General features: G+C 34.5%; 16 protein-coding genes and 2 pseudogenes. 11 read left to right on the top strand and 7 right to left on the bottom strand.

The window, feature by feature from the left end:
* Positions 1 to 12 precede the first annotated feature (12 nt).
* Positions 13 to 1,833: a YhgE/Pip domain-containing protein gene (locus tag DM447_RS17680; protein ID WP_338418767.1), complete on the top strand. Its 1,821-nt coding sequence runs from the start codon at positions 13 to 15 to the stop codon at positions 1,831 to 1,833.
* A gap of 260 nt (positions 1,834 to 2,093) precedes the next feature.
* Positions 2,094 to 3,605: pseudogene (gene mqo / locus DM447_RS17675) on the top strand (malate dehydrogenase (quinone)); the annotation flags it as partial.
* Positions 3,606 to 3,686: 81 nt separating this feature from the next.
* Here the strand turns inward: mqo and DM447_RS17670 are convergent.
* A complete protein-coding gene (locus tag DM447_RS17670; RefSeq protein WP_112182795.1) occupies positions 3,687 to 4,406 on the bottom strand; it encodes a MurR/RpiR family transcriptional regulator in 720 nt (239 codons plus the stop codon).
* A gap of 246 nt (positions 4,407 to 4,652) precedes the next feature.
* Between DM447_RS17670 and DM447_RS17665 the strand changes: the two are divergent.
* Together DM447_RS17665 and DM447_RS17660 are read left to right on the top strand one after the other, a co-directional pair.
* Positions 4,653 to 6,111 (top strand): annotated as a pseudogene (locus DM447_RS17665) (glycoside hydrolase family 1 protein).
* 299 nt (positions 6,112 to 6,410) lie between these two features.
* Positions 6,411 to 8,288, top strand: a complete 1,878-nt coding sequence (locus DM447_RS17660) for a beta-glucoside-specific PTS transporter subunit IIABC (RefSeq protein WP_112182493.1) — start codon at positions 6,411 to 6,413, stop codon at positions 8,286 to 8,288.
* Positions 8,289 to 8,394: 106 nt separating this feature from the next.
* Here DM447_RS17660 and DM447_RS17655 read toward each other — a convergent pair whose 3' ends face one another.
* Positions 8,395 to 9,135, bottom strand: coding sequence for a polysaccharide deacetylase family protein (locus DM447_RS17655; protein WP_112182492.1), 741 nt, complete (start codon positions 9,133 to 9,135; stop codon positions 8,395 to 8,397).
* A 265-nt stretch (positions 9,136 to 9,400) separates the two neighbouring features.
* Here DM447_RS17655 and rpsN point away from each other — a divergent pair, with 265 nt between their 5' ends.
* Positions 9,401 to 9,670, top strand: a complete 270-nt coding sequence (gene rpsN / locus DM447_RS17650) for a 30S ribosomal protein S14 (RefSeq protein WP_112182491.1) — start codon at positions 9,401 to 9,403, stop codon at positions 9,668 to 9,670.
* A 90-nt stretch (positions 9,671 to 9,760) separates the two neighbouring features.
* Positions 9,761 to 10,726 carry a metal ABC transporter solute-binding protein, Zn/Mn family gene (locus DM447_RS17645; RefSeq protein WP_112182490.1) on the top strand — a complete coding sequence of 322 codons (966 nt, stop codon included), beginning with the start codon at positions 9,761 to 9,763 and terminating at the stop codon, positions 10,724 to 10,726.
* A gap of 106 nt (positions 10,727 to 10,832) precedes the next feature.
* Here DM447_RS17645 and DM447_RS17640 read toward each other — a convergent pair whose 3' ends face one another.
* The 3 genes from DM447_RS17640 to DM447_RS17630 form a co-directional block, all read right to left on the bottom strand.
* Positions 10,833 to 11,435, bottom strand: coding sequence for an NAD(P)H-dependent oxidoreductase (locus tag DM447_RS17640; RefSeq protein ID WP_112182489.1), 603 nt, complete (start codon positions 11,433 to 11,435; stop codon positions 10,833 to 10,835).
* A gap of 235 nt (positions 11,436 to 11,670) precedes the next feature.
* Entirely contained in the window at positions 11,671 to 12,873 is a 1,203-nt protein-coding gene (locus tag DM447_RS17635; protein WP_112182488.1) for a spr1629 family repressor/antitoxin, read from the bottom strand.
* Between the two features lie 38 nt (positions 12,874 to 12,911).
* Complete coding sequence (locus DM447_RS17630) at positions 12,912 to 13,643, bottom strand: spr1630 family ClpXP-sensitive toxin (RefSeq protein ID WP_112182487.1); 732 nt, start codon at positions 13,641 to 13,643, stop codon at positions 12,912 to 12,914.
* A gap of 279 nt (positions 13,644 to 13,922) precedes the next feature.
* Between DM447_RS17630 and DM447_RS17625 the strand changes: the two genes are divergently transcribed.
* From DM447_RS17625 to DM447_RS17615, 3 genes are all read left to right on the top strand, one after another.
* Entirely contained in the window at positions 13,923 to 15,050 is a 1,128-nt protein-coding gene (locus DM447_RS17625) for a YibE/F family protein (RefSeq protein WP_112182486.1), read from the top strand.
* Positions 15,047 to 15,826 carry a YibE/F family protein gene (locus tag DM447_RS17620; protein ID WP_112182485.1) on the top strand — a complete coding sequence of 260 codons (780 nt, stop codon included), beginning with the start codon at positions 15,047 to 15,049 and terminating at the stop codon, positions 15,824 to 15,826. The genes DM447_RS17625 and DM447_RS17620 overlap by 4 nt, the downstream gene beginning before the upstream one ends.
* Before the next feature lie 127 nt (positions 15,827 to 15,953).
* The gene (locus DM447_RS17615) at positions 15,954 to 16,589 is read left to right on the top strand and encodes an FMN-dependent NADH-azoreductase (protein WP_112182484.1); all 636 of its coding nucleotides are present in this window, start codon (positions 15,954 to 15,956) and stop codon (positions 16,587 to 16,589) included.
* A gap of 84 nt (positions 16,590 to 16,673) precedes the next feature.
* On the opposite strand, the gene DM447_RS17610 is transcribed toward DM447_RS17615, so the two are convergent.
* Together DM447_RS17610 and DM447_RS17605 are read right to left on the bottom strand one after the other, a co-directional pair.
* Entirely contained in the window at positions 16,674 to 17,561 is an 888-nt protein-coding gene (locus DM447_RS17610; RefSeq protein ID WP_112182483.1) for a fructose bisphosphate aldolase, read from the bottom strand.
* Positions 17,562 to 17,611: 50 nt separating this feature from the next.
* Complete coding sequence (locus DM447_RS17605; protein ID WP_112182482.1) at positions 17,612 to 19,477, bottom strand: DUF4084 domain-containing protein; 1,866 nt, start codon at positions 19,475 to 19,477, stop codon at positions 17,612 to 17,614.
* Between the two features lie 275 nt (positions 19,478 to 19,752).
* Here DM447_RS17605 and DM447_RS17600 point away from each other — a divergent pair, with 275 nt between their 5' ends.
* Positions 19,753 to 22,569 carry a bifunctional diguanylate cyclase/phosphodiesterase gene (locus tag DM447_RS17600; protein ID WP_112182481.1) on the top strand — a complete coding sequence of 939 codons (2,817 nt, stop codon included), beginning with the start codon at positions 19,753 to 19,755 and terminating at the stop codon, positions 22,567 to 22,569.
* The gene (locus tag DM447_RS17595) at positions 22,566 to 24,203 is read left to right on the top strand and encodes a thiamine pyrophosphate-binding protein (RefSeq protein WP_112182480.1); all 1,638 of its coding nucleotides are present in this window, start codon (positions 22,566 to 22,568) and stop codon (positions 24,201 to 24,203) included. The genes DM447_RS17600 and DM447_RS17595 overlap by 4 nt, the downstream gene beginning before the upstream one ends.
* Positions 24,204 to 24,416: the final 213 nt, after the last annotated feature.

The following is a 24,416-nucleotide window of genomic DNA, read 5'->3' as shown; positions in this document are numbered from 1 at the left end:
AGGGGAATGATGATGAGAAACAAACGGATGTTTTATGTATTAATGGCTATAGTCCTTGTCGTGCCGTCATTTCTAGTAACTGCTAATTTGAATGATCATGTGGAAGCGGCAGAAGTTGCAACAGGAGAGTACGCTTCAAAGGATGAGGTAGTATATGCAACGCTTAGTCCTAACGGAGAAAGACAAGAAGTTTATGTTGTTAATGTTTTTGATGTAGTCGAAGAAGGAAATATTGTCGATTACGGTATGTATTCTAACCTTAAGAATCTAACTGACCTATCGGAAATTAAACAAGAGGAAGATAAAATCGAACTTACTTTACCAGAAGATAAATTCTATTATCAAGGAAACTTGGATAACGCAGCATTACCATGGGATATTACAATTTCTTATTTATTAGATGGTAATGAAATAGAGCCAACTGAACTTGCGGGAAAAGACGGAAATGTAGAAATAAAAATTGAAACGTCTGCCAATGAAAATGTTGATCCTATATTTTTTGAGAACTATCTTTTACAAATTTCACTTAATTTAGAACCTGAGATTTTTGATAATATCGAAACAGAAGGTGGAGTAATTGCAAATGCGGGTAAAAATAAACAAGTAACATTCACCGTTATGCCTGAACAAGCCGGAGATCTTGCTGTTAAAGCTGATGCCGTTGATTTCGAGTTACAGGCTATGGAAATAGCAGCGGTGCCACAATCGATGTCAATTGATGCCCCAGATATTGATGAAATGACGGGTGAGATGAATTCATTAACAAATGCAATTGGAGAGATTAGTAATGGTGTTGGAGAACTAAATACAGGGGTCTCAGATTTAAACAGTGGCGTTGCAAGTTTGCGTGATGGCTCTGGTCAATATTTAAATGGTATTTCCGAGATCAACGGGTCTTCTAGTGGACTTATTGATGCATCGGTAGCAATTGACGAAGGGCTAGCTCAGATTAATAGTTCGCTTAGTGAGAGCTCAAGTGAGATGGACTTAAGTGCATTAAAAGAGCTACCAAATGGGCTCTCACAATTAGCAGAAGGCTTGCGTCAAACGGCGGATGGCTTAACAAAACTAAACGAGAATTACACTGCTGCTTATAGCTCATTAGATGAGGCAATGGTGGCAATCCCTGAATACGAGATAACGAAAGAAGAGATTGAAGCCCTTAAAACGAGTGATGCGGATAGTGAAGTGGTTGAAAAATTGCTTGAAACGTATGAAGCTACACGTAAAGCTAAAGGGACTTATACCGCTACAAAAGAAGCCTTTGAGGCAGTAAATCCAACGCTTACAGAAGTTAGCACATCAGTTACGGAAATGGCAAACAGTATGGATACGATGGCTACTGATATTACAACCTCATTGGAAGGAATGAATGTGGCAGACTCTATAGAAGAACTACAAGCTGGATTGGCGACCTTGTCTAGTAATTACAAAACATTTCATGCGGGACTCGTAAGCTACACAGATGGTGTTGGCCAATTATCGAGTTCGTATAATGAAATTCATAGTGGAATCGTGGAATTGTCAGGTGGAACCGATGAACTAGAATCTGGTGTTGATGAACTTGATGATGGTACAGATACACTGTATCAATCTACTAAAGATATGCCTGAAGAGATGCAAGAGGAAATCGACCAGATGATTGCTGATTTTGATAAATCTGATTTTGATGCTGTATCATTTGTCTCTGCAGAAAATGAGAAAGTAAACTCGGTACAATTTGTGATTAAAACAGAAAGTATTGAAAAGCAAGAACAAGAATCAAATGAAGAGGAAGAAGAGGAAGAACCAAAAGGTTTCTGGGCCCGATTGCTGAATTTATTTAAAAATTGATAAAAAGTATGGGAGGAGCGCTTAGGCGCTTCTCTTTTTTATAAATATGGAATAACTATCTACCTCATTTTGTGAAAGAGCTATTTTTAAATAGAATGAAGTAGTTTATAATTAGTAGATACGAATTGATAGATGAATTCATAGACAGACTTTACTACTATAGAGTTGTAATTGAAACAAAAAAGGTGCGATGCTAAGCCGTGTTTGATTCGTTTTACATCTGAATTTTAGACTAACACTGCTGTCTTTTTTGGCGACTATTTGGGGAAAGGAAAGCTATAATGCAAAATACAAAACCAGCAGACGTTATCCTAATTGGTGCCGGTATAATGAGTGCAACTTTGGGATCATTATTGAACGAGTTAGCACCAGACTGGAAAATAAAGGTGTTTGAGAAACTAGCAAATGCAGGAGAAGAAAGCTCCAATGAATGGAATAATGCGGGTACTGGACATTCTGCATTGTGTGAACTTAACTATACAACAGAAAAACAGGATGGCTCGATCGACATTAGTAAAGCAATTGATATTAATGAACAGTTTCAGCTTTCCAGACAGTTTTGGTCTTATCTTGTAAACAGAAATATTATTCGTAACCCACAAGATTTCATTATGCCTTTGCCGCACATGAGTTTAGTCCAAGGAGAAAGAAATGTAAAGTTTTTAAGAAATCGTTTCAAGGCACTATCATATAATCCCTTGTTTCAAGGGATGGAATATACGGATCAACCCCAAAAATTGAAGGATTGGATGCCGCTAATCATGGAAGGACGTACCTTGAGTGAACCAATAGCAGCAACAAGAATCGATTCGGGTACAGATGTTAACTTTGGTGCTTTATCACGTCTGTTATTTGACCACTTACAAAGCGAAAATATTGAAGTGAATTATATGCACGCTGTTAAAGACATTAAACGTAAGGATAACGGTCTATGGGAAGTGAAAGTGCAAGGTAACGATAAAATCGAATATCATCGTGCTAAATTTGTCTTTATCGGTGGTGGAGGTGGAAGTCTGCATTTATTACAGAAAACAGGTATTCCTCAATCAAAACAAATCGGCGGATTTCCGATAAGTGGCTTATTCATGGTGTGTAACAACCCGGATGTTGTAGCGCAACATCATGCGAAAGTATATGGTAAAGCTAAGGTTGGTTCTCCACCAATGTCTGTTCCGCATCTTGATACACGATTTATCGATAACAAAAAAACTTTACTATATGGTCCCTTCGCCGGATTCTCACCAAAGTTTCTAAAGACAGGTTCAAACCTTGATTTGTTAACTTCTGTGAAAGTAGATAATCTATTAACAATGTTGGCAGCCGGAGTAAAAGAGTTACCATTATCAAAATACTTGATGCAACAAGTTATTTTAACAAATGAAAAGCGGATGGAAGAATTACGGGCGTTTATCCCAGATGCTAAAAGTGCCGATTGGGATATCATGGTAGCTGGTCAACGTGTACAAGTAATTAAAGATACGGAAGCTGGGGGTAAAGGAACACTTCAATTTGGTACGGAGATTATTAATAGTTCTGATGGCTCTGTAGCAGCATTATTAGGTGCATCACCTGGAGCTTCTACTGCTGTTCACGTTATGCTTGAGTTAATTGAAAGATGTTTCCCTGAATATCTCGATGAGTGGGAACCGAAAATAAAAGAAATGATACCATCTTATGGCATATCACTATCTGAAAATCCGGATTTTTATAAAGATTTAGAGAAATCGATAGAGCAGACGCTTCGTTTAGGCAAAAAGGACGCGCTATATTAGTAGTCTGCCTTTAAGAAATCAAGGTGAAACACTTAAAAACCTTAAACCTAAAGTGAATTTAGGTCTAAGGTTTTTAATTAATTATAGGTTATGTATTTCACGAGCGATAGATTCCAAGATATACATGACTGGAACTTGCGTCGTGATGTTGGTTTGTTGATAGAATTCTTCAGACATATAATAAGGAATATTTATATCTGAAATTTTTGCTATGGTAGAAAGCTTATTATTTGTAATACTAATAATTTTACTTCCTTCTTGCTTAAGCTGATTTAATTGAGAAATGGTAAAGGGATTTTCTCCTGAAACAGATAAGCCAAGTGCTACACTGTTATACCTTAGTTTAGAATGGATTGGGTAAGAAAAATCTCTAATATAAGTGGAAAAAGAGCCTAAACTTGAAAAGTACCTTGCACCATATTCAGCAAGAATGCCAGAGCTGCCATTACCGATAAATATAACATTATCTGATTTTGCTACTAAAGCTGCGACCTTTGTAATTCTTTCATCACTTTCCCCGTTTAATGTTCTTTCAAAGAATTCAACCAGTGCATGTTGAGAGCTTTTAATTGTAGTCTTCTCGCTCTTATCTAATTCCATTTTTAACTTTGTTTTAAATTCTGAGTAACCTTCACAATTTAATTTTCGACAGAAGCGTAAAACGGTTGCTGTTGAAACATGGGTTTCAGCTGCTAATTCGCGAATGCGCATATAGGCAACCTTTTCTTTATTTTTACTAATAAAGTTGTATATAGAAGTTTCTAATTCATTAAAAGATCCAATGATCTCGCTTGTAAATATAGCTATTATCTTCACCTTCAGTCTGTTTGGTTGTTGCATTAATTATAGCATAAACCATCTGATAAAACAGTGTGTTACAAATATGACACAAGTGACTTACTGTGTTAAAACGAACAAGATCAATGCGTTATATATACATTTCTTACTAATCCGCTTATGCTGATTATAGTTTCACCTAGTGAAGTAATATGGAAGTAGTCGATAGTGAAGAAAACTATTTTAGATACTAAATATGGAGGTATTTATATGAAGAAAACGTATTTTCCTGAAGGTTTTTTATGGGGAGGAGCTACAGCTGCTAACCAAATAGAAGGTGCATATAACGAAGGTGGTAAAGGTCTATCCATTTTTGATATGGTTTCATTTATTCCTAAAGAGGAACGTGGTAATAACATTGAGATGGATGTTACAAGCGAAAAGGAATTACAAGAGTTGTTAGAAGGAAAAAGAGGAGATAACTTTCCGAAACGTCGTGGAAATGATTTTTACCATCGCTATAAAGAAGACATTGCTTTGTATGCAGAAATGGGGTTTAAGACTTTCCGCCTATCGATTTCATGGCCGAGAATTTTTCCGAATGGTGATGAAACAGAACCTAATGAAGAAGGTTTAGCATTTTACGATAAAGTGTTTGATGAATTACTAAAATATAATATTGAGCCATTAGTAACAATCTCTCACTATGAAATGCCACTACATCTAGTGCAAAAATATAATGGATGGGCAGATCGCAGTTTAGTTGATTTCTTTGTCCATTATTCAGAAACAGTATTTAAACGATATAAAGATAAAGTGAAATATTGGTTAACATTTAATGAAATCAACGTATCTACTTTTTCACCTTACATTGGAAGCGGGATATTGGTTGATCGGGTCACAAACAAGGAGCAAGCTGTTTATCAGGCATTACATCATCAATTTGTGGCAAGTGCAAGAGCTGTAAAAGCATGTCACGAAATTATACCTGATGCAGTAATTGGTTGTATGTTAGCACGTATGGAAGTGTATCCAGAAACATGCAATCCAGATGATGTTTTAGCAGCATTAGAAGAAGATCAAAAAAATCTTTTCTTTACAGATGTTCAAGTACGTGGTTATTATCCGAGTTTTATGTTGAATTACTTTGAAGAAAATAATATCAATATTGAAATGCATACAGGAGATGAAGAAATTCTATTGCAGCATACGGTAGACTTTCTATCCTTTAGCTACTATATGACGATGGTTGCAAGTGGAGCACCAGATAAAGAGAAAGAAAAGGGTAACTTCTTTAGTGGCGTTAAAAATCCTTACTTAGAAGCATCTGATTGGGGATGGCAAATTGATCCGAAAGGTTTACGTCTTACATTGAAAAAGCTATATGATCGTTATCAAGTCCCGTTGTTTATAGTTGAGAATGGTCTTGGAGCATATGATAAAGTAGAAGAAGACGGGTCTATTAACGATGATTACCGAATTGAATATTTACGTGCTCATATTGAGCAAATGGGAATAGCTATTAAAGAAGGTGTAGACGTCATGGGATATACTAGCTGGGGTTGTATCGATTTGATTGCTGCAAGTACATCAGAAATGTCTAAACGTTATGGTTTTATCTATGTAGATCAAGACGATTACGGTAATGGTACATTAGAAAGAAAAAGAAAGAAAGAAATCATTTGATTGGTATAAAGAAGTAATTGCAACAAATGGTAATAATTTATAAAATGATCGGAACTTCATGCTCTATTAAACAGAAGTAAACGTTGACAAATAAGATTGAGCTTGTTATAGTTTGTTTACAAATTAATCATCCATTTAGGATTGTTACTGGTTAAGCGGGCAAAACCTAAGTTATTTCAAGTGCGGAAGAGTTAAAGACTCTTGTGCCCTGAGGTAACTTAGGTTTTTTTTGTGGGAAAAACGAATGGGTATCACGCTTTAAAGTACATTAGTACATAAGGATTTAGCCATTATAGGTTAATTGTTTTAGAAATAATATTTAAAAAAATCGGAGGTATAAGCATGGAACACAGAAAAACAGCAGAACAAATATTACAAGCAGTTGGCGGAGAAGACAATGTACAAAGTGTTGTTCATTGTATGACGCGTTTACGCTTTAATCTCAATGAAAATGATAAGGTGCAAAAAAACAAAATAGAAGATTTGGATGGCGTTATGGGTACCAATCTTAGTGGCGGTCAATTCCAAGTTATTATTGGTAATGAGGTATCAAATGTATATAAAGAATTGATTGCAAATAGTAATTTAAGTGAGGAAACAAGTAATGAGAAAAAATCAAATGGAGAGAAAAAGAACGTTGTTTCAGCTCTATTTGAAGTAATTGCTGGAGTTTTCACACCCATTATTCCTGCAATAGCAGGGGCAGGTATGATCAAAGGTTTTCTAGCTCTTTTTGTAACATTAGGTTGGCTTACGGATACGAGTCAGACCTACCAAATTTTAAATATAATTGGAGATGGTGCATTTTACTTCTTACCTGTTCTATTAGCAGTTAGTGCAGCAAGGAAATTTGGGGGTAATCCATTTATCGCCGCATCTGTCGGGGCTGCAATTCTTCACCCTAATTTGGCTACTCTATTTGCAACCGGTGAAAGTGTATCTTTTATTGGAATACCAGTCACGGTTGTTGCTACCTATTCCTCAACAGTAATTCCAATATTACTAGCAATCTGGGCTTCATCTTATGTGGAAAAATGGGTTGATAAAGTTACGCATCAATCATTAAAATTAATCGTTGTTCCAACCTTGACGCTATTAATTATTGTGCCATTTACGTTAATAGTAGTTGGACCACTCGGAACTGTTATCGGGGATTATCTCTCAATTGGTGTTAACTTCTTATTTGATAACGCTGCTTTTGTTTCATCAACGTTATTAGGTGCAACGTTCTCATTAATTATTATGACAGGAATGCATTATGCATTATCGCCAATTATTATTAATGGCCTTGCAGTTAATGGCTATGATTATATGATTCCAGCAATGTTCGTTGCAAATATGGGACAAGCTGGTGCTGCATTAGCTGTTGCATTACGTACTAAAAATGTGAAATTTAAGTCATTGGCGTTCTCTACAGGTGTTACCGCATTGATGGGGATAACAGAACCAGCTATGTATGGTGTTAACATGAAATTAAAGAAACCATTTATTGCTGCAATGATAGGTGGTGCATCTGGTGGTCTATATAATGGCTTAACAAATACTAAAGCGTTTGTAATCACTGGTAATGCAGGACTACCTGGAATTCCAGTACTTATAGGTCCAACTATAGTGCATGCAATTATTGCCCTTATTATTTCGTTAATCGTGTCTTTCGTAGTTGCGTATTTTATTGGATTTAAAGATGTACCAGTTGCCGATAATTCAACTGAAGTAGAAAAAACGAGTAAAGAAACTACACCTAAAACAGAAGACAAGATAACATCTGAAGTACTAGTTAGTCCGATTAAAGGTGAGTCAAAGCCGTTATCAGAAGTTAATGATCCAACGTTTGCCCAAGAAATGATGGGTAAAGGCTATGCTATTCTTCCAACAGAAGGTAAGGTAATGTCACCAGTTACAGGTACGATTACAACGATTTTCCCTACAAAACATGCTCTTGGTATTACAAGTGAAAATGGAGCAGAAATTTTAATTCATGTTGGTTTAGATACAGTTAAACTAGATGGAAAACATTTTCAAGCTGTTGTAAAAGAGGGCGATCAAATAAATGCAGGTGATGCCCTACTTATATTTGATATGGATGCAATCAAAGCTGCTGGATATGACACGATCACGCCTATTATTATTACGAACACAGCAGCATATAAAGAAATAGCTAATGTGAAACAACAAGGAAATGTTGCAGTAGGTGAGGACTTTATTAAAGTAATTGTTTAATTGGCACTATTATGATCAATTTTATTCAATTAATGAGCAACATGGCCAGTGACTCGGCCATTGTTGCTCATTTTTTAGTGAAAAATCAGGAGACGGTTTTCTGCTTCTAAATAAGTTTATCAAATTGTGCTAAATCTAAAAAATATGGAATGACATTTCGTCTGAGTAATAATGGATCAGTATGTTCATCATTGTTGCCCATTTCACAAGTGAATGCGAGAGAGAAACCTTTTTCCCTTAAAAGAGAGACATTTCTTTCGGTGAATAATCCAAATGGATAAGCAAACACGTCATTTACAGGTACATATTCGTTACAAACTCCTAAATCCTCAGCAAACGCCTCGTCTGTTGCTTCCATCATCAGACTAAGGGAGTCATTTTTACGTTGATGAAAAGAATCGGTATGATTTGCATATTCAAATACATCAGTCATTTCTTCTAGCTCCTGTTTAGACATACAAATAGATTTATTAGTATCGAATGGTTTTACCTCCTCGTGCAACCAGCTCGTAACAACAAAGGCAACTGCTTTAAATCCATAGCTTTTCAAAATTGGATAGGCATATTCTTTCACAGATTGAAAACAATCATCAAAAGTAAGTAAAATTGATTTTTCGGGTAGTGGTTTTTGATGCTTATAAAAGTCTTTGACTTCTTTTAATGTGAGTGTGTGATAATGATTTTCTTTCAGATAGTCCATTTGTTCTTTGAATTGCTCAAGTGTAACAAATAAAGAAGCAGGTAAAATGTCATCGTAATTCTGATTAACGTCAATATGTGATGGTTGATCTGGATTGAAATCATTCTTTTTTCTAATTTCATGGTATAGAACTGTTGAAAAATGCATCGCAATTCCTCCTTGTATCGACTAATTATATATCCAATCGAACCAGAGTTATATAATTTAAGGAAGATGTCATAAAACGTCCTTATTCCTATTTTCTCAAAAAAACAGCAATGAATACAAACAAATCGTAACTATTACTATTTACAAACATAGAAACATAATTTATAATAGTCATCAAAACGTAATTATTACGATTTATAAAAACGTAAAGCGGGTTTTTAATTTACAAATCGTAACCATTGCTATTTGCGAGGAGGCATAAGAATTGGCTAAAAAATCAAAGGTTGTGGAGGAGAAAAAACGTCAAGAAATGGTAGCAAAGTATGCAGAGATAAGAAAGGACTTAAAGGCTAAAGGTGATTATGTATCACTTAGTAAGTTACCACGTGACTCGTCGCCAATACGCTTGAAAAATCGTTGTCAGATAACAGGTAGACCTAGAGCATATATGAGAAAGTTTAAGATGTCACGTATTGCCTTTAGAGAGTACGCACATAAAGGTCAATTACCTGGGATAAAGAAATCAAGCTGGTAAATGCCTAGTTTCGTAAATAAATTGAGTAGGAATTGTAAGTTTCATACTATTTATATAGGAAAACGAGAATAAAAGTGAAGGATGGGGAATATGAGAAAACACAGTATTAATATGGGCATGTTTAGTCTAATAGCACTTCTGATTTTAGGAGGTTGTGGTGCAACAGAGACTACAGAGAAGAATGATGAGGTCGCAGCAACTGCTGAGCAAACGGATCAAGTGTTAGCTATTTATACAACGTTATATCCATTGGCTTACTTTACTGAACAAATCGGAGCAGACCATGTTGAAGTAGAATCAATTTTACCACTTGGAGCAGATGCTCATACATACGAGCCAACCTCTAAAACAATGATCGAAATTGCTGAGGCAGATGCCTTTATTTATAACATAGCCGAGATGGAAACATATGCAGTGAGTATAGAAGAAGCACTAGAAGGTGAAAATGTAATTATTTCAGAAGCAGCAGAGGATATACAGTTATTAGATTATGCTGATGATCACGAGGAAGAAGAAGAACATGACCATGGTGATGAAGATCCGCATGTTTGGTTAGAGCCTATTCGTTCTATTGAATTAGCAGAAAATATAAAGAATACGTTGGTTGAATTAATGCCGGGTGAAGAAGAAGAATTTGAGAAGAATTTTCAAGATTTAAAAACAAGATTAGAAGAATTGGATAGAAGTTTTAGAGATGAGCTTGCGAACACAGCAAGAAAGGAGATCTTGGTAACCCATGCGGCATACGGTTATTGGGAAGAAGCATATGGAATTGAGCAAGTGGCTATTTCTGGTCTATCTTCGAGTAATGAACCGTCACAAAAAAAATTAGAAGAAGTGATAGATATTGTCAATGAACATGGTATTCGTTACTTACTGTTCGAACAGAATATAGAGCCTAAGGTTGCTAAAGTGATTCAAAATGAGACTAATGTTGCCTCTCTGAATATTCATAATCTGTCAGTGCTAACAGAAGAGGATGTGGAAAATAATGAAGATTATTTTACTATAATGAACAAAAACCTTGATACGTTATTAACAGCTTTAGAAGAATAATAAAATAAGTTGCAGGGGCATAATGTGTTGTCCCTGCATTATAGTGTAGTTAGAAAATGAGAATAGAGAAATTAGCGGTTGGTTTATTCCTCAATTCTTTACTTATTTATAGCTGATCTATTCTTTTCTCAGCATCTTGTAAGTATAATTCAAGTTCGTCTCTTGTTAGATAGGGAACTTGACCATAAAAAACGTGATCAATCACTTCGACACTATTTCCATTAAATAACCAGCCGGATGTAATGGTGCGAATAGGTTCTGTTAATGGATTTTCTTTCCCATCTATTTGCTGTGGTTGACCAGTAGGAGTAAAGAATAAAGCTCGTTTTCCTTCAAAACGTTTTTGTACTTCAGCATCTTCAAAGCTATAGGCAAAGCCGTGTTGAAAGACACGATCCATATAGCCTTTCATCATTGCAGGCATACCATTCCACCAGCTAGGGAAAATATAGATATATAAATCACTTTCTAACATGTATTGCATTTCAATTTGGACATCTTTAGGGAACGCTTTCTGTTCTCTTACAAATTTCCCATCTTCAATATGGATCATATCTGCTCTGCCTAAAATAGGGTTAAAGTTCATCTTATACAAATCTCTTATGTTTACTTGATACCCCTTTGATTCTAGTGCTTTTGTTAAGCGATCTAGTAAAGCATGAGAAAAACTACCTTCTCTTGGATGGGAAAACACAATTAAAGCTTTCATATCATTCGCTCCTTTTGTTAGACTACTATGTTAATTAATTCACAAATAGTAATAAAAGCATAGCATGGATATATTTAGAAAACAATGGTAGGTTAAGAGAGTAGTGATGATTTATCTAAAGGGAATAATGGAAGAAGAATAGTGAAATTAACGTCAAAAAACGCTCAGTTTAAATTGGTTCTGAACGTTTTTTTGTCTATTAATAGCTTTTTTCAGCTAATTTCTGCTCGCTTCTTTATCGACCAACTATACGAGAAGGTAACGGAGTGACATTATCCAACCCAAAATCTTTTTCGCTAACCAAGTAGTTAGAAAAGAAACGTTGATCTATTCCTGTTAAGTGATGAAAGAAAGAAACGTCTACCATCCAATCATGTTCAATCATTTGGCGTATATCTATAATTCCCTTTTTAAGCACTAGATCAATAATAGATTTTATTTTTTGTGGTTTCTGAATTGGGATAGTGTCATCAAGTGGTTCCTTCTTTAAATACCCTTTTCTGTGAAGAGCTGCATAGAAATTCCGGTGACTTTTTGCATCAAAAATTTCTAGATTAGCTGCTCTATAACCTAGTACTTGAAGAGAGGTACCCCATTTCTTTTTTAAATCGATATACGCATCTGGGTTAGTAACGTGATATATATCATTCATGTCTGCTATAAAGGCGTCTTCTGGTAAAAGGAATGCACCAGCAAATATATCGGCTTCTTTTTCAAATATTTTATGTTCCTTGCGATCTAGACTAGAAAATTCTGATCGATAATGAAGCAATAAATGTGCTAATTCATGTGCAATATCGAAGTTTCTTCGTACAGATGAACGTTTCATATTTCCTAAAATGATGTAAGGACGTTCTTGATTTGTCCAAAGGCTATAAGCGTCAATATCGTCTCCAATTGCTTTTTCAAAAATAAAGACCCCACTCTTCTCTACTAAAAACAAAAGGTCATCATTTGTATCATCTCTAAATCCTAATCTATTGCGGGCTAGCTTGGCTACTTTATTTATTTGTGTAAATCTATCTTCACTTGAAGTGTATAGGTAATTAATGATGTCATTTCTTAAATCAATAATTTTTAGGGAAGGATAACTGATTTTAGCTGTTAAGTAATTTACAAACGTATCTAGATATTCCATGTGTTTTGCTTCTGCCTGTGTTTTTGATATAACATTTATCAATTTAGAGCGATAAGCAATATGTGTCATTTTAATATTATCTCGTATCATAGTGCGATCTAGAATATCCTGCGTATAGAAGTACTTACTTTTTACACCAAATGTATTTTTTAATGCATTAACCACCTGCATTTTTGGCGATGTGTACTTGTTTTCATATTGCCAAACTGCTTGTTCTGTAACATCCAATAGTTCAGAGAGCTGTTTTCGTGAATATCCGCGCATGATACGAAGATTGGTTAAATTCTCACCAATAAACATATCGTTCCTCCTCATGTAATCAGAAATCAATCGTGTATTCATTCATTTTGTTTTTCTTCAAAGATTCCAATATCGAATGCGGCTGGATCTATGATTTCTTCATTAGCTGTTGGTGCAATAACTTCCCTCTCTTCATCTGTTAATTCCGCTCCAGAAATATAGGAGGAAAGCTCTTCTATCTTATAAGCAATATTATCTTCGGGATTGGGCAAATAATGCATAATTTTAGCTATTTGATATGCATCATCAAGTTCATAAGTAAGAATATGAAATTCATCGTATGTTTGGTAGTGATCTAACTCTTCTTTTATTTGATTTTCTGCAACAAACAAAGAGAGTTGTTTGGGATGTTCAAATGTAAGTTTTTCCTCAGATTGTGGAAATAAACCGTTATTTATTTTGGAAAGCTCATGAAGGTAGGTACGATAACTACTATTGGCTAAGCTATTCGGTGACTTTGCTTGTGAAAAGCATTTTTCATCAAAATAAGCCGCGTTTTTGATAAGAAATAACTTTTTTGTCTCTCCATGAATAAATTGGAGATAATCCCATGTTAGACCTGCCTTCGACTTCTTGAAAGAGAAACCATGATTGATACACTCTTCTGCCAATTTGCTTTCAATAAAATTACCTTTTGTCCAAGCGAACGCAGAGCTAATCTGCATTTTTTCACTACGTTCCTTTCGATGTTCAATATATTCTCGATACCCTTCTACAATAGCGTGTACGATCATTTCATTGTATTCAGAATTAAACTTGTACTTATCCAACCATCCCACTCCAATCTATCAAGATATAATTAACTCTATTTTATATTAAAATAGATGACGTGAATATGATTTTTTTTAATTTTTTTAAAGTAATATGATAAGTACTGATTTATTTTTATAGTTTCTTAATAGAATGAAAGAATAAAACGTAATGAACAAACGGATAAGTAATCGAAACCCTTGGTATCAAAATTCGAGAATAATAGTTAGCAAAATCTGCTTAACCTCATTAATTATGATAAGATGTAAATTATTGCTCCGAAAAACAGGAGGTACTAGATGAATAATCTCTTAAAAAAACTACAACACAAACACTTTATATTTATTGCAATACTAGCAATTTCTTTTGTTGCGTCCCTTCTATTCGTTTATAATAATCATTCCTTTTATGATCAGTCAATCGCTGAAGTTATCGAAATAAGTAGTGAAGATCAAACGGAAGTAACAGATGAGCATCAAAATGAAGATGTTATTTATACACAACAGCTTATTGCAAAGTTGAAGAATGGGGAGTCAAAAGGTGAGCTTGTTCATTTAAGTAATGAGTACTCTGGCTCAGGAATTTATCAGCCCGAATTTCATATTGGAGATGATTTATTTATTTCAATTGATTCTAGTGAAGATAATGGTGATTTGACTGGAAGTATAATCGATGTAAAACGGGATCAATCTTTATTGCTCGTTGCATGGATCTTTATTTTTGTATTAATGGCAATTGGAAGACGCCAAGGTATATTCGCGATTATTAGTTTACTAGTTAATGCTGCTTTGATCGCTTATGCGTTGGATATTTATATCAACACTGCGGATGCTAGTCTCTTATTTATTATGAGTATCGTCGTGATTATAATGACAGCAGTGTCTCTGTTGTTAATTAGTGGATTTAATGAAAAAACGTATGCTGCAATTGTATCAACAACGCTAGGAACATTTGCGTTACTCTTTATTACAATGTTTGTACTTTGGCTAACAAATGAGCAAGGCCTACGTTTTGAAGAAATGGCCTTTCTAACCCGGCCACCTCAAGCGATATTCATGGCGGGCGTACTTGTTGGTGCATTAGGTGCTGTAATGGATGTTGGGGTGACAATGTCTTCCTCTTTATTTGGTTTATATGAAAAAAATCATCATATTTCTTTTAAAGATCTTAAAGCATCAGGTCTTGAAATAGGTAAAGATATCATGGGAACCATGACAAATATTTTATTTTTTGCATACGTTAGTGGGACAATTCCGACACTACTTCTTTACTTTCTCAATGATGTTACGTTAGGTTTTACACTTTCAATGAATTTATCATTGGAATTGACTCGCGCATTAGCTGGAGGAATTGGTATTGTTTTAACAATTCCGATTGGATTATATACTACAATTTTCTTTATTAACCGAAAGAGGGCGAAATTATGAATGCTTTAGTAATATTAGCAGGTATTCTCTTTGTAATGATGGCCGTCATTGGTGGGAAGAAAGGAGTACGTTCATTTATTGCATTATTCATAAATTTTATCGTGTTATTAATTACGGTATTAATGATGACAGATCAAAATGCTAATCCAATAATATTGACTTTAATTGCTTGTACGATCATAAGCTGTATTAATTTGTTCTTTATTAATGAAGTAAATATTAAAACGAAAACAGCTTTTATATCTACGGTATTGACGACTTCAATTTTACTTTTATTTATTTTTATTGTTACAGAAAAAACGATGATTCAAGGTTTTGGCGTGGAGGAAGTTGAGGAACTTTATATTTATTCTTTCTATATTGGTATAGATTTTGTGAAGGTAGCGGCTTCTGTGATAATTATGAGTACGATTGGAGCAGTAACGGATGTGGCTATTTCTATCAGTTCACCGATGTTTGAAATAAAAGGACATAATCCTAAAATATCGAAAAAAGAACTCTTTCTGGCTGGATTAAGTATTGGAAAAGACTTACTGGGTACAAGCGCCAACACACTGTTCTTTGCTTTTTTTGGTGGTTATCTAGCTTTGTTAATCCGATTTAAAGATTTAGACTATTCACTTGGTGAAATAATTAATTCAAAGGTATTTGGTGCCGAGATGATCACAATTCTTTGTGGTGGGATTGGTGTTGCCTTGATTATCCCGATTACTGCTCTAATAACTTCAACCGTTTTAGTTAACAAAGAAATAAATAATACTTCCAAAATCAAATAGTTGACTTAAAATATTTAACTGTTTTATGATGTTTATCACAGTTAATATCTCTGAATTGAGATATTATACTGAGATAGTTGTTTTATGACTATAAATAAGATTGAAAAAATAGAAAGGTGTTATGATTATGTCTAAAGTATTATATATTACAGCACATCCGCACGATGAAAAGATCTCTTTTAGTATGGCTACAGGTAAGGCGTTTATTGATACATATAAGGATGTTAACCCTAATGATGAAGTGATACACATAGATCTTTATAAAGAAAACATTCCTTCGATTGATGCAGATGTTTTTGAAGGTTGGGGAAAACTTCAGTCTGGTAAAGGATTTGAAGAACTTAGTAAAGAAGAGAAAGAAAAAGTAGGACGTCTCAATGAATTGAGTGAACAGTTTATCGGAGCGGATAAATATGTATTTGTTTCACCTTTATGGAACTTCTCTTTTCCACCTGTAATGAAAGCTTATATTGATTCAGTTGCGGTTGCAAATAAAGCATTTAAATATACAGCCGAAGGTCCTATTGGCCTTTTGACTGACAAAAAAGCTTTGCATATTCAAGCTAGTGGAGGAATTTATTCTAAAGGCCCAGCTGCTGATATGGAAATGGGACATCGTTATTTAAATACTGTTATGAATTTCTTTGGTGTACCATCCTTTGAAGGTTTGTTTGTTGAAGGCCATGCCGCAATGCCTGAAAAAGCAGAAGAGATTAAAGTAGACGGTATTAACCGTGCAAAAGATGTAGCACACACATTTTAAACAACTAAAGCTGTTTTCTTAAGGATTATTGTTTATGATAAGAGCCTCCATTAAAATGGAGGCTCTCTTTATTCTTTAATGATTCTATGTTAAGGATGCTGTGTAAATATTCTTGATGGACTTCTCTATCATCGCATTAAATTCTGCATCTGTTTGATTTGCATTTAGATCCTCAGATAGTGCTCTTGAGAAACTTGCTATTAGACCTGAATTATTAGCTAATTTTTCAATTGCTTCTTCTCTTGGATAACCTCCAGAAAGTGCGACTACTCTCACCACCTGTGGATGGTTAATTAATTCTTTATAAAAATTATCTACAGTTGGAATAGAGATTTTTATCATAACATTTTCATTAGCATTTAATGTATCTAGTTGATTTAAGATTTCATCTTTTAGGATTTGCTCAGACTGTTCCTTATCTGCACTGTTAATGTCTACTTCGGGTTCAATAATTGGAACTAAACCAGCAGCAAGGATTTGTTTACCAGTATCAAACTGCTGTGCAACAACTTTCTTTATACCTTCAGGGTTTGCCTCTTTAATAACGGAACGCATTTTAGTTCCAAAAATATGTTTTTCACTTGCTCTTTTTAATAAATTATCCAAACCTGGATTGGGCTTCATTAATTGAACACCCTCAGCTTCATCTGCCAAGCCTTTATCTACTTTTAAGAAGGGAACAATCCCTTTTTTCTCCCATAAATAATTAGCGGTAAAAAGATCTTGAATCTTGCTGTCCATAGTCTGCTCGAATAAAATAGCACCGAGTATATAATCAGAATCAAATGTTGGTGAGGTAATAATACGTGTTCTCATTTCATGAACAAGGTCAAACATTTCTTCTTCACTAGTATAAGAATTTTCTGCTACGCCATACTCTGCTAATGCCTTAGGTGTACTTCCGCCACTTTGGTCTAATGCTGCGATAAAGCCTTCTCCATTTTTAATAACATCAAATTGTTTTTTCTTCATGATTACAACTAAAGAAGTACTACATAGTAGTATGTCTTATGAACAAATTTCTATTTCTCAACATAGAATTTATATTTTCCCTTTCCTTCACTTTTCACTTGATACATTGCCAGGTCAGCTTTATTCATTAATCCAGATGGATTTGTATCATCAAAAGGGTAAAGCGCAATACCGATACTAGGTGAACTTAGAACGTTATCGTCATTTATTACATGTGGTTGTATCAAAGTGTTAATCAAATCATTAGCTATTTGACTTACTTCTTCTCGATTTGAAATACCTTTAAGTAAGATAGTAAACTCGTCGCCTCCATTACGCGCTACAAGTGTATCTTTATTAACACATTTTCTTAATTTTTCGGATATCGACACAAGTAATTTATCTCCTACATCATGCCCTAATGTATCATTAATTTTTTTAAAATTATCCAAATCGATAAACATAATTGCAAATGGCTCATTTTGGGTTGTTGCTGATACTAATGAGTCTTCCAGCAATCTTCTGTTTGCTAAACCTGTTAACGCATCATGATATGCAAGAAATTGTATCTTTTCTTCATTTTGTTTGTTCTCGGTAATATCTTTTGCTATTCCATAAATACCTACAAGTTTGCCTCGCACAAGTATAGGGATATTAGTAATGTTTGCAATATATGTTTGTCCCACACTATCGCGCAAAGATATTTCATAATTCTGTGCTTGCCCGCGCATGACAACTTCCATATGCGCGTATGCTTTTTTATGGTCTTTCTCTAGTATAAAGTTAGAACTAGAAATACCAATTAGTTCTTCTTTATCGCTCGCGAGTAATTTTGCGCAGGCACTATTGACACTTTCAAATCTACCTTTTAAATCAAGTGAATATACTGCATCTGGATGATACTCATAAAGAGATTTATAACGTTTTTTACCTATCTCTAGTTGTTCTTTCTTCTTATGAAGTTGTTGAAGCAGTTGCTGGTTTTCTGAAACTATAAAAATTTGTCTTATCATAACTAGTAAAATGGAAATAGCTGAACCAATCGTAACAATATCAGTATTGGTATTACGATAGATCATAAAGACAAATAGAAAAGTAACAGTTAAGTATGGAAGAATAAGACGAAAAACTCCCGTTTTATGAATGGCTCTTTCATCTGTTTGATTCAACGTGGTTTCGGTCTTTTTAAAAACACCTGTTAAGCCTACAAATAGAATAGCTAATATAAATAAAGGGTCTATCAGGCTTCCGGAAGAATAACCGTCTATAGATATTAAATATAAAAAATAAGAGTCAGCAAAGATCTGTATCAATAAACCGATAAAGAGTAAATATAGTAATTTGTTTTCTTTGACTAGTTGATTTTGGAAGTAAACACTTATTATCCCTGCTAATAAGACTAAATCTCCGATAGGATATGCCAAGGAGACGACTAAAGGAAAGAGAGATACATCACCTGCAGCAATAGTGGGATGGATTAGAAAATGCCAACTGAAAGTAGAGGCAACTGTCATCACAATTACAAGGTCGAAAATAAACTTCGTAAAGTGATACTTTCTTTTGGTACCTGATAATTTATATGTAATAGCAACAAAATAAAAAACAATTTGTAAAAGGTAAAACAAATCAGGCAATCCAGGAAAGGGGACATCTATTTTGAGGATGTTCTCATAAAAATGCCAGAAGAATTCAGCTATAAATGTACTCGATGTTCCTAATAATAAGAGAAGCCAAAAGTTCCGCTCTGTTTTCTCGCTTTCTTTGGTTGCAGTATATAACCAAATGGCGGCTATGAAACAGCCGAAAAGAGAAAGGAAGTTCCCGACCAAGGATAGGACACCTTCATTACTTTTCCATGTGATCAAAAAAATATAATAAAGACCTGTATAAATAAATATGAATAATATGGATAATTGTTTCTTTTTACGTATGTTCATGTGTGTGTGCCTCACCGTCTGTGCTTATTCCGTGCTAGTTCTATATACCCGTTTTTTTAATTTTCAACCTAGTTAAATAATGTTTCTCTATCTAGTACTATAATACTAATTTTTTTGATAATTCAATAGTTTTATTGCTAGTATTGGTATTTATAAAACAATATTTTGTAAAATTTGTCTTTTATAGAGGTTTATTAGCTACTGTTGTGGAATTAGTACATATATAGAGAAAATCGAATTTAACTGTCTAAAAAGTTAACAGAGGGGGTGTAAGGTTGAATCAAACGAGGTATTCAAGACTTGCTAATATTACAAAGTTAATAAATACAAAGTTAGAATTACGAGAGGTGTTGGAGAATGTTGTAACCGCAATATCTGAAGAGATCGTTCAATGTGACTCTGTTGGGATCTATTTACCTGAAGCTGATGGTACATTTAGAGGATATGTAGGTAAACCTCAGGTGATTAATGGCATGACACTTGATATGCAAGTCATTGATATGGAAGAAGACTTACTTGCTAAAGAAGTTGTTGATACACAAAAGGCAATTTACATTCCAGATACAATGAAAGATGATCGTCCTGATTCAAGAGCTGTCAAGGGATTTCAGATTAAGTCTTTACTAGTATTACCTATTTCACATGAACAGGAATTATTTGGTTTAGTCTTTTTGTTTGATTACGGTATTCCAATGAACTTAACAGATGTGGAAATAAAAACCGTAGAGGCTTATGTGAATATGGCTGCTGTTGCGATTCGAAACTCAACTAATTTAGCGCGTAAGGAAAATCTTATTAAGGAAAAGCAACTATTACTTGATGTTACACGTGATTTATCCATGTGTTCCACTATGCAAGATGTATTGGATAAGTGTTTTTACTATGTAGGTAAAGTTTTAAACAACACGAATGTAGGCGTTCATTTATTAGATCCGATTAGGAATAGAGAATTTAAACCAGCAAAGTTAAGCAAGGATAGTGATTGGACAGAAGAAAATTGGATGAATACACATAAAACATTTAATTTAGGTCAAAACAATGATGCTTTATTTCAAGAAGTTATTAAAACCAAGAAGGCCATTCTAATTCCAAATGTGTACGAAGATACAAGACCAAGTCATCTTGTTTGTCGTAATTTTGGTATTAAAGGTTTATTTATGGTTCCTTTAGTTTCTATGGGTGAAGTATTAGGTTTAGTAGCAGTTGCTAAATTGGAAGAGCAACACATCGTTTATTCAGAAGCGAGTATGCAGTTAGCGCAATCTATTGTAGATACAACAGCATCAACATTAGCTAACTTATTATATATGGAGAAACAAGAACAAATTATTGAAGAAAGAACATCAGAAATAACAACTAAAAATAAAGAATTAGAAAGCGCTATCTCTGAATTAAAGACAATTAGTCGAGAAAAAGAACTAATTCTTAATTCAGCAGGAGAAGGGATTTTTGGTTTAGATCTTGCAGGTAATATTACGTTTTGTAATCCTGCTAGTGATTCTATGCTGGGCTATGAGAAGAGTGAATTAATAGGGAAATCGTATAAGGTTATTTTTAATGGAAATAAAGCAAATTTAAAAGAGAATAATTATAAAATTAAAGGTTTTGATGTGGATTCAGAAGGATTTAATAAGAATGATAGCTTTTATAGAAAAGACCGTTCAAGCTTTCCAGTTGAATATGTTATCTCATCAATAAAGGAACAAGGTGAAATAATAGGTGATGTTATTACGTTTAAAGATGTAACACAGCGACAACAAATGGAGGAAGAAATTAAATATTATGCGTATTATGATAGTTTAACAGATTTACCTAATAGAAATCTCTTTAAAGATAGACTTAACCAGGGAATTATAAAAGCGAAATATACAAGTCAAAAGTTAGCTGTTATGTATTTGGATTTAGACAGATTTAAATTAATTAACGATTCTCTAGGACATAGCTATGGGGATTTATTATTGAAGGATTTTGCAAATCGTTTAAGAGCCTGTATTTCTAAGTGCGATACAATATCTCGTCAAGGTGGTGATGAATTTTCAATATTTTTACCAAATATAAAAGGTAAAAATGAAATATTAGCTGTTATTAAATGTATAAATAAAGCCCTTTGTCAGCCATTTAATTTAAAAGGACACGAGATCTATATTAAAGTTAGCATAGGTGTAAGTATGTTTCCTAGTGATGGTGATAATACTGAAGAATTAATTAAAAATGCAGATACGGCTATGTACAGATCAAAAGAAGTGTCTGGTAACAACTGTAATTTTTTTGTAAAGGGAATGGATACGAGAACTTTTGAAAGTATCAAATTAGAGAACGCTTTATACAGAGCTTTAGAGCAAGATGAACTAGTCATTCAATATCAGCCTCAAGTAGACTATCAATCCAAACAATGTATCGGTATGGAAGCGCTATTGAGATGGAACCATCCGACAGAAGGTATGATACCACCTGATAAATTCATACCAATTGCTGAAGAGACAGGTCTAATCGTTTCGATAGGAGAATGGGTAATCGAAAAAGCTTGTGAACAATTAAAAACCTGGCATGAGCAAGGATATCCATTGATAAGTGTAGCTGTTAATTTATCTGTTCGACAATTTGAAGAGAATGACTTATTTACTAAAATTAAAACTATTCTTAAGAAATTTAATTTATCTCCTGAATTTTTACAAGTGGAACTTACTGAGAATCAAATTATTAAGAATAAGGATAGCACCTTACGAACAATGGAGCAACTTAAAGAGTTAGGGATAAAAATAGCTATTGACGATTTTGGTACAGGCTATTCATCTTTAGGCTATTTAAAGAATTTCCCTATCCATACATTGAAAATTGATAAGTCATTTATTCAGGATATTATAGAAGATAACAATAATGCAGCGATTACGAATACAATTATTACATTGGCCCAAAATTTAAATCTTAACGTAATTGCAGAAGGTGTGGAAACAATAGAACAAGCAGAATTTCTAGCTTCAAGGAGCTGTTATTTCATGCAAGGATTTTGCTTTAGTCGTCCGCTTAGTGCCACTGATTTTGCGCAGCAAATTTTTATAGATAATAAAATAGAAGCAGGAGGAATTATATGAAAGCAGCTCGTTCCGTATTAAATTACTTAAGAAATAGTGGAGTGGAATATATTTTTGGGATTCCAGCAGGATCAGTTAACGCGATATTCGATGAGCTTTATGATATGCCTGAAATACAGCCAATAGTAACGAAACATGAGGGTGCAGCATCATATATGGCGGCTAGTTATGCTAAATATGCAAAAAAAATGAGCGTGTGTATAGCTTGTAGTGGTCCCGGTGGAGCAAACCTAATGACGGGTGCGGCAAACGCAATGCGTGAACATTTACCTGTATTATTTATTACAGGAGCAGTTCCTGTAAATACAGTAGGATTAAATGCTTCTCAAGAGCTAGATGCTGAGCCAATTTATCGGAATGTAACGAAATACAGTGTAACGGTTAACACTGCAGATGATCTGTTGGCGGAGGTTGCTAAAGCAAATGAGATAGCTATATCAGGGGTTCCAGGTCCAGTCCATATTGCAGTTCCCATTAATGTTCAATTACAAGAAGTTCAAGTGACAGAAATGCTCGCGCCTCCTAAAAGAGAGCCTATTATCCCTGATGTAGAAACAATACAAATGGTAGCTAAAGAGTTAGCTAGTAGAAAGAAAGGCTATGTTTTTGTTGGTCAAGGAATTAGAAATTCTGTAGAACAAACAATAGAATTAGCAGAAATTCTTAACTGGGACATCATAACAACCCCACAAGCGAAAGGATTTATAAAAGACGATCATCCATTACTAGCGGGTGTCTTTGGATTTGCTGGTCATGATAATGCCTCGTCGTTAATTAATGAGGGTAACGGAGAAGCCTTATTGGTAATAGGATCAAGTTTGGGGGAAACAGCGACAAATAATTGGAATGTAAATTTAAACAAGAATCGCTTTACTGTTCAAATTGATTTTGATGAGACAGTTTTCAATCGAAAATACAAAGTTGATCTTCCAGTATGGGGCGATATTGATTTAAGTTTATTATTTCTAATCGAAGAGTTAAAAGAATTAGGGTTCTCCAAAAATGACATGAATACTAGTGAGAGAAAGTTGGATAATGTTGATCAAGATGCCTATAATACAAAAAATATCCTGTTAAACATACAAAAACACCTTCCTACTTCTACTAGATATACAATCGATATAGGTGAGTTTATGTCTTATGTGATTCATCATATGAATGTGCTTGATTCAGATAGCTTTGATATTAACGTACATTATGGTGCGATGGGAACTGGGATTAGTTCGGCTATAGGTTCAAAATTGGCTGAGCCAGAACGACCTGTTGCTTGTATAACAGGAGATGGATGCTTCTTTATGCACGGTATGGAAATATTAACGGCAAAGGAAAATAAGCTACCGATACTGTTTGTGGTTATGAATAATGCGCGTTTAGGGATGGTGTATCACGGACACTCGCTACAATATAAACGTTCCCACCAGAGCTTTGAACAGGAACCCGTTAATATTGCAGCAATGGCAGCAGCTATGAATATACCAAGTTATCGCGTAGACAAATTAGAAGATTTGGATGAAGCAGCGATTAAAAATTTGCTTGAATCTGATGGTCCAGCAGTTTTAGAAATCGCTTTGGTAGATAACAATACACCACCAATGGGCGATCGCGTCAAATTCCTTTCATCATTTAGTAAATAAAGGCTATTTACTATCGAATTAGCGCTCGCTCCGCCGGATTAAAGGTGAGTTCCGTCGAATTAGCTTCTCGCTCCGCCGGATTAAAGGTGAGTTCCGTCGAATTAGCTTCTCGCTCCGCCGGATTAAAGGTGAGTTCCGTCGAATTAGCTTCTCGCTCCGCCGGATTAAAGGTGAGTTCCGTCGAATTAGCTTCTCGCTCCGCCGGATTAAAGG

The organism is Paraliobacillus zengyii (genome assembly GCF_003268595.1).
Taxonomy (GTDB): Bacteria; Bacillota; Bacilli; order Bacillales; family Amphibacillaceae; genus Paraliobacillus_A; species Paraliobacillus_A zengyii.
The sequence above is the reverse complement of the archived record's forward strand: the minus strand, read 5'-3'. Positions and strand labels throughout refer to the sequence as shown.

What these genes read in the sequence shown, in the direction of transcription:
- DM447_RS17680 (WP_338418767.1), top strand. Translation starts at nt 13, where the DNA reads ATGAGAAACAAACGGATGTTTTATGTATTAATGGCTATAGTCCTTGTC.
- DM447_RS17660 (WP_112182493.1), top strand. Translation starts at nt 6,411, where the DNA reads ATGGAACACAGAAAAACAGCAGAACAAATATTACAAGCAGTTGGCGGA.
- DM447_RS17655 (WP_112182492.1), bottom strand. Translation starts at nt 9,135, where the DNA reads ATGCATTTTTCAACAGTTCTATACCATGAAATTAGAAAAAAGAATGAT.
- DM447_RS17645 (WP_112182490.1), top strand. Translation starts at nt 9,761, where the DNA reads ATGAGAAAACACAGTATTAATATGGGCATGTTTAGTCTAATAGCACTT.
- DM447_RS17640 (WP_112182489.1), bottom strand. Translation starts at nt 11,435, where the DNA reads ATGAAAGCTTTAATTGTGTTTTCCCATCCAAGAGAAGGTAGTTTTTCT.
- DM447_RS17635 (WP_112182488.1), bottom strand. Translation starts at nt 12,873, where the DNA reads ATGTTTATTGGTGAGAATTTAACCAATCTTCGTATCATGCGCGGATAT.
- DM447_RS17625 (WP_112182486.1), top strand. Translation starts at nt 13,923, where the DNA reads ATGAATAATCTCTTAAAAAAACTACAACACAAACACTTTATATTTATT.
- DM447_RS17620 (WP_112182485.1), top strand. Translation starts at nt 15,047, where the DNA reads ATGAATGCTTTAGTAATATTAGCAGGTATTCTCTTTGTAATGATGGCC.
- DM447_RS17615 (WP_112182484.1), top strand. Translation starts at nt 15,954, where the DNA reads ATGTCTAAAGTATTATATATTACAGCACATCCGCACGATGAAAAGATC.
- DM447_RS17610 (WP_112182483.1), bottom strand. Translation starts at nt 17,561, where the DNA reads ATGAAGAAAAAACAATTTGATGTTATTAAAAATGGAGAAGGCTTTATC.
- DM447_RS17605 (WP_112182482.1), bottom strand. Translation starts at nt 19,477, where the DNA reads ATGAACATACGTAAAAAGAAACAATTATCCATATTATTCATATTTATT.
- DM447_RS17595 (WP_112182480.1), top strand. Translation starts at nt 22,566, where the DNA reads ATGAAAGCAGCTCGTTCCGTATTAAATTACTTAAGAAATAGTGGAGTG.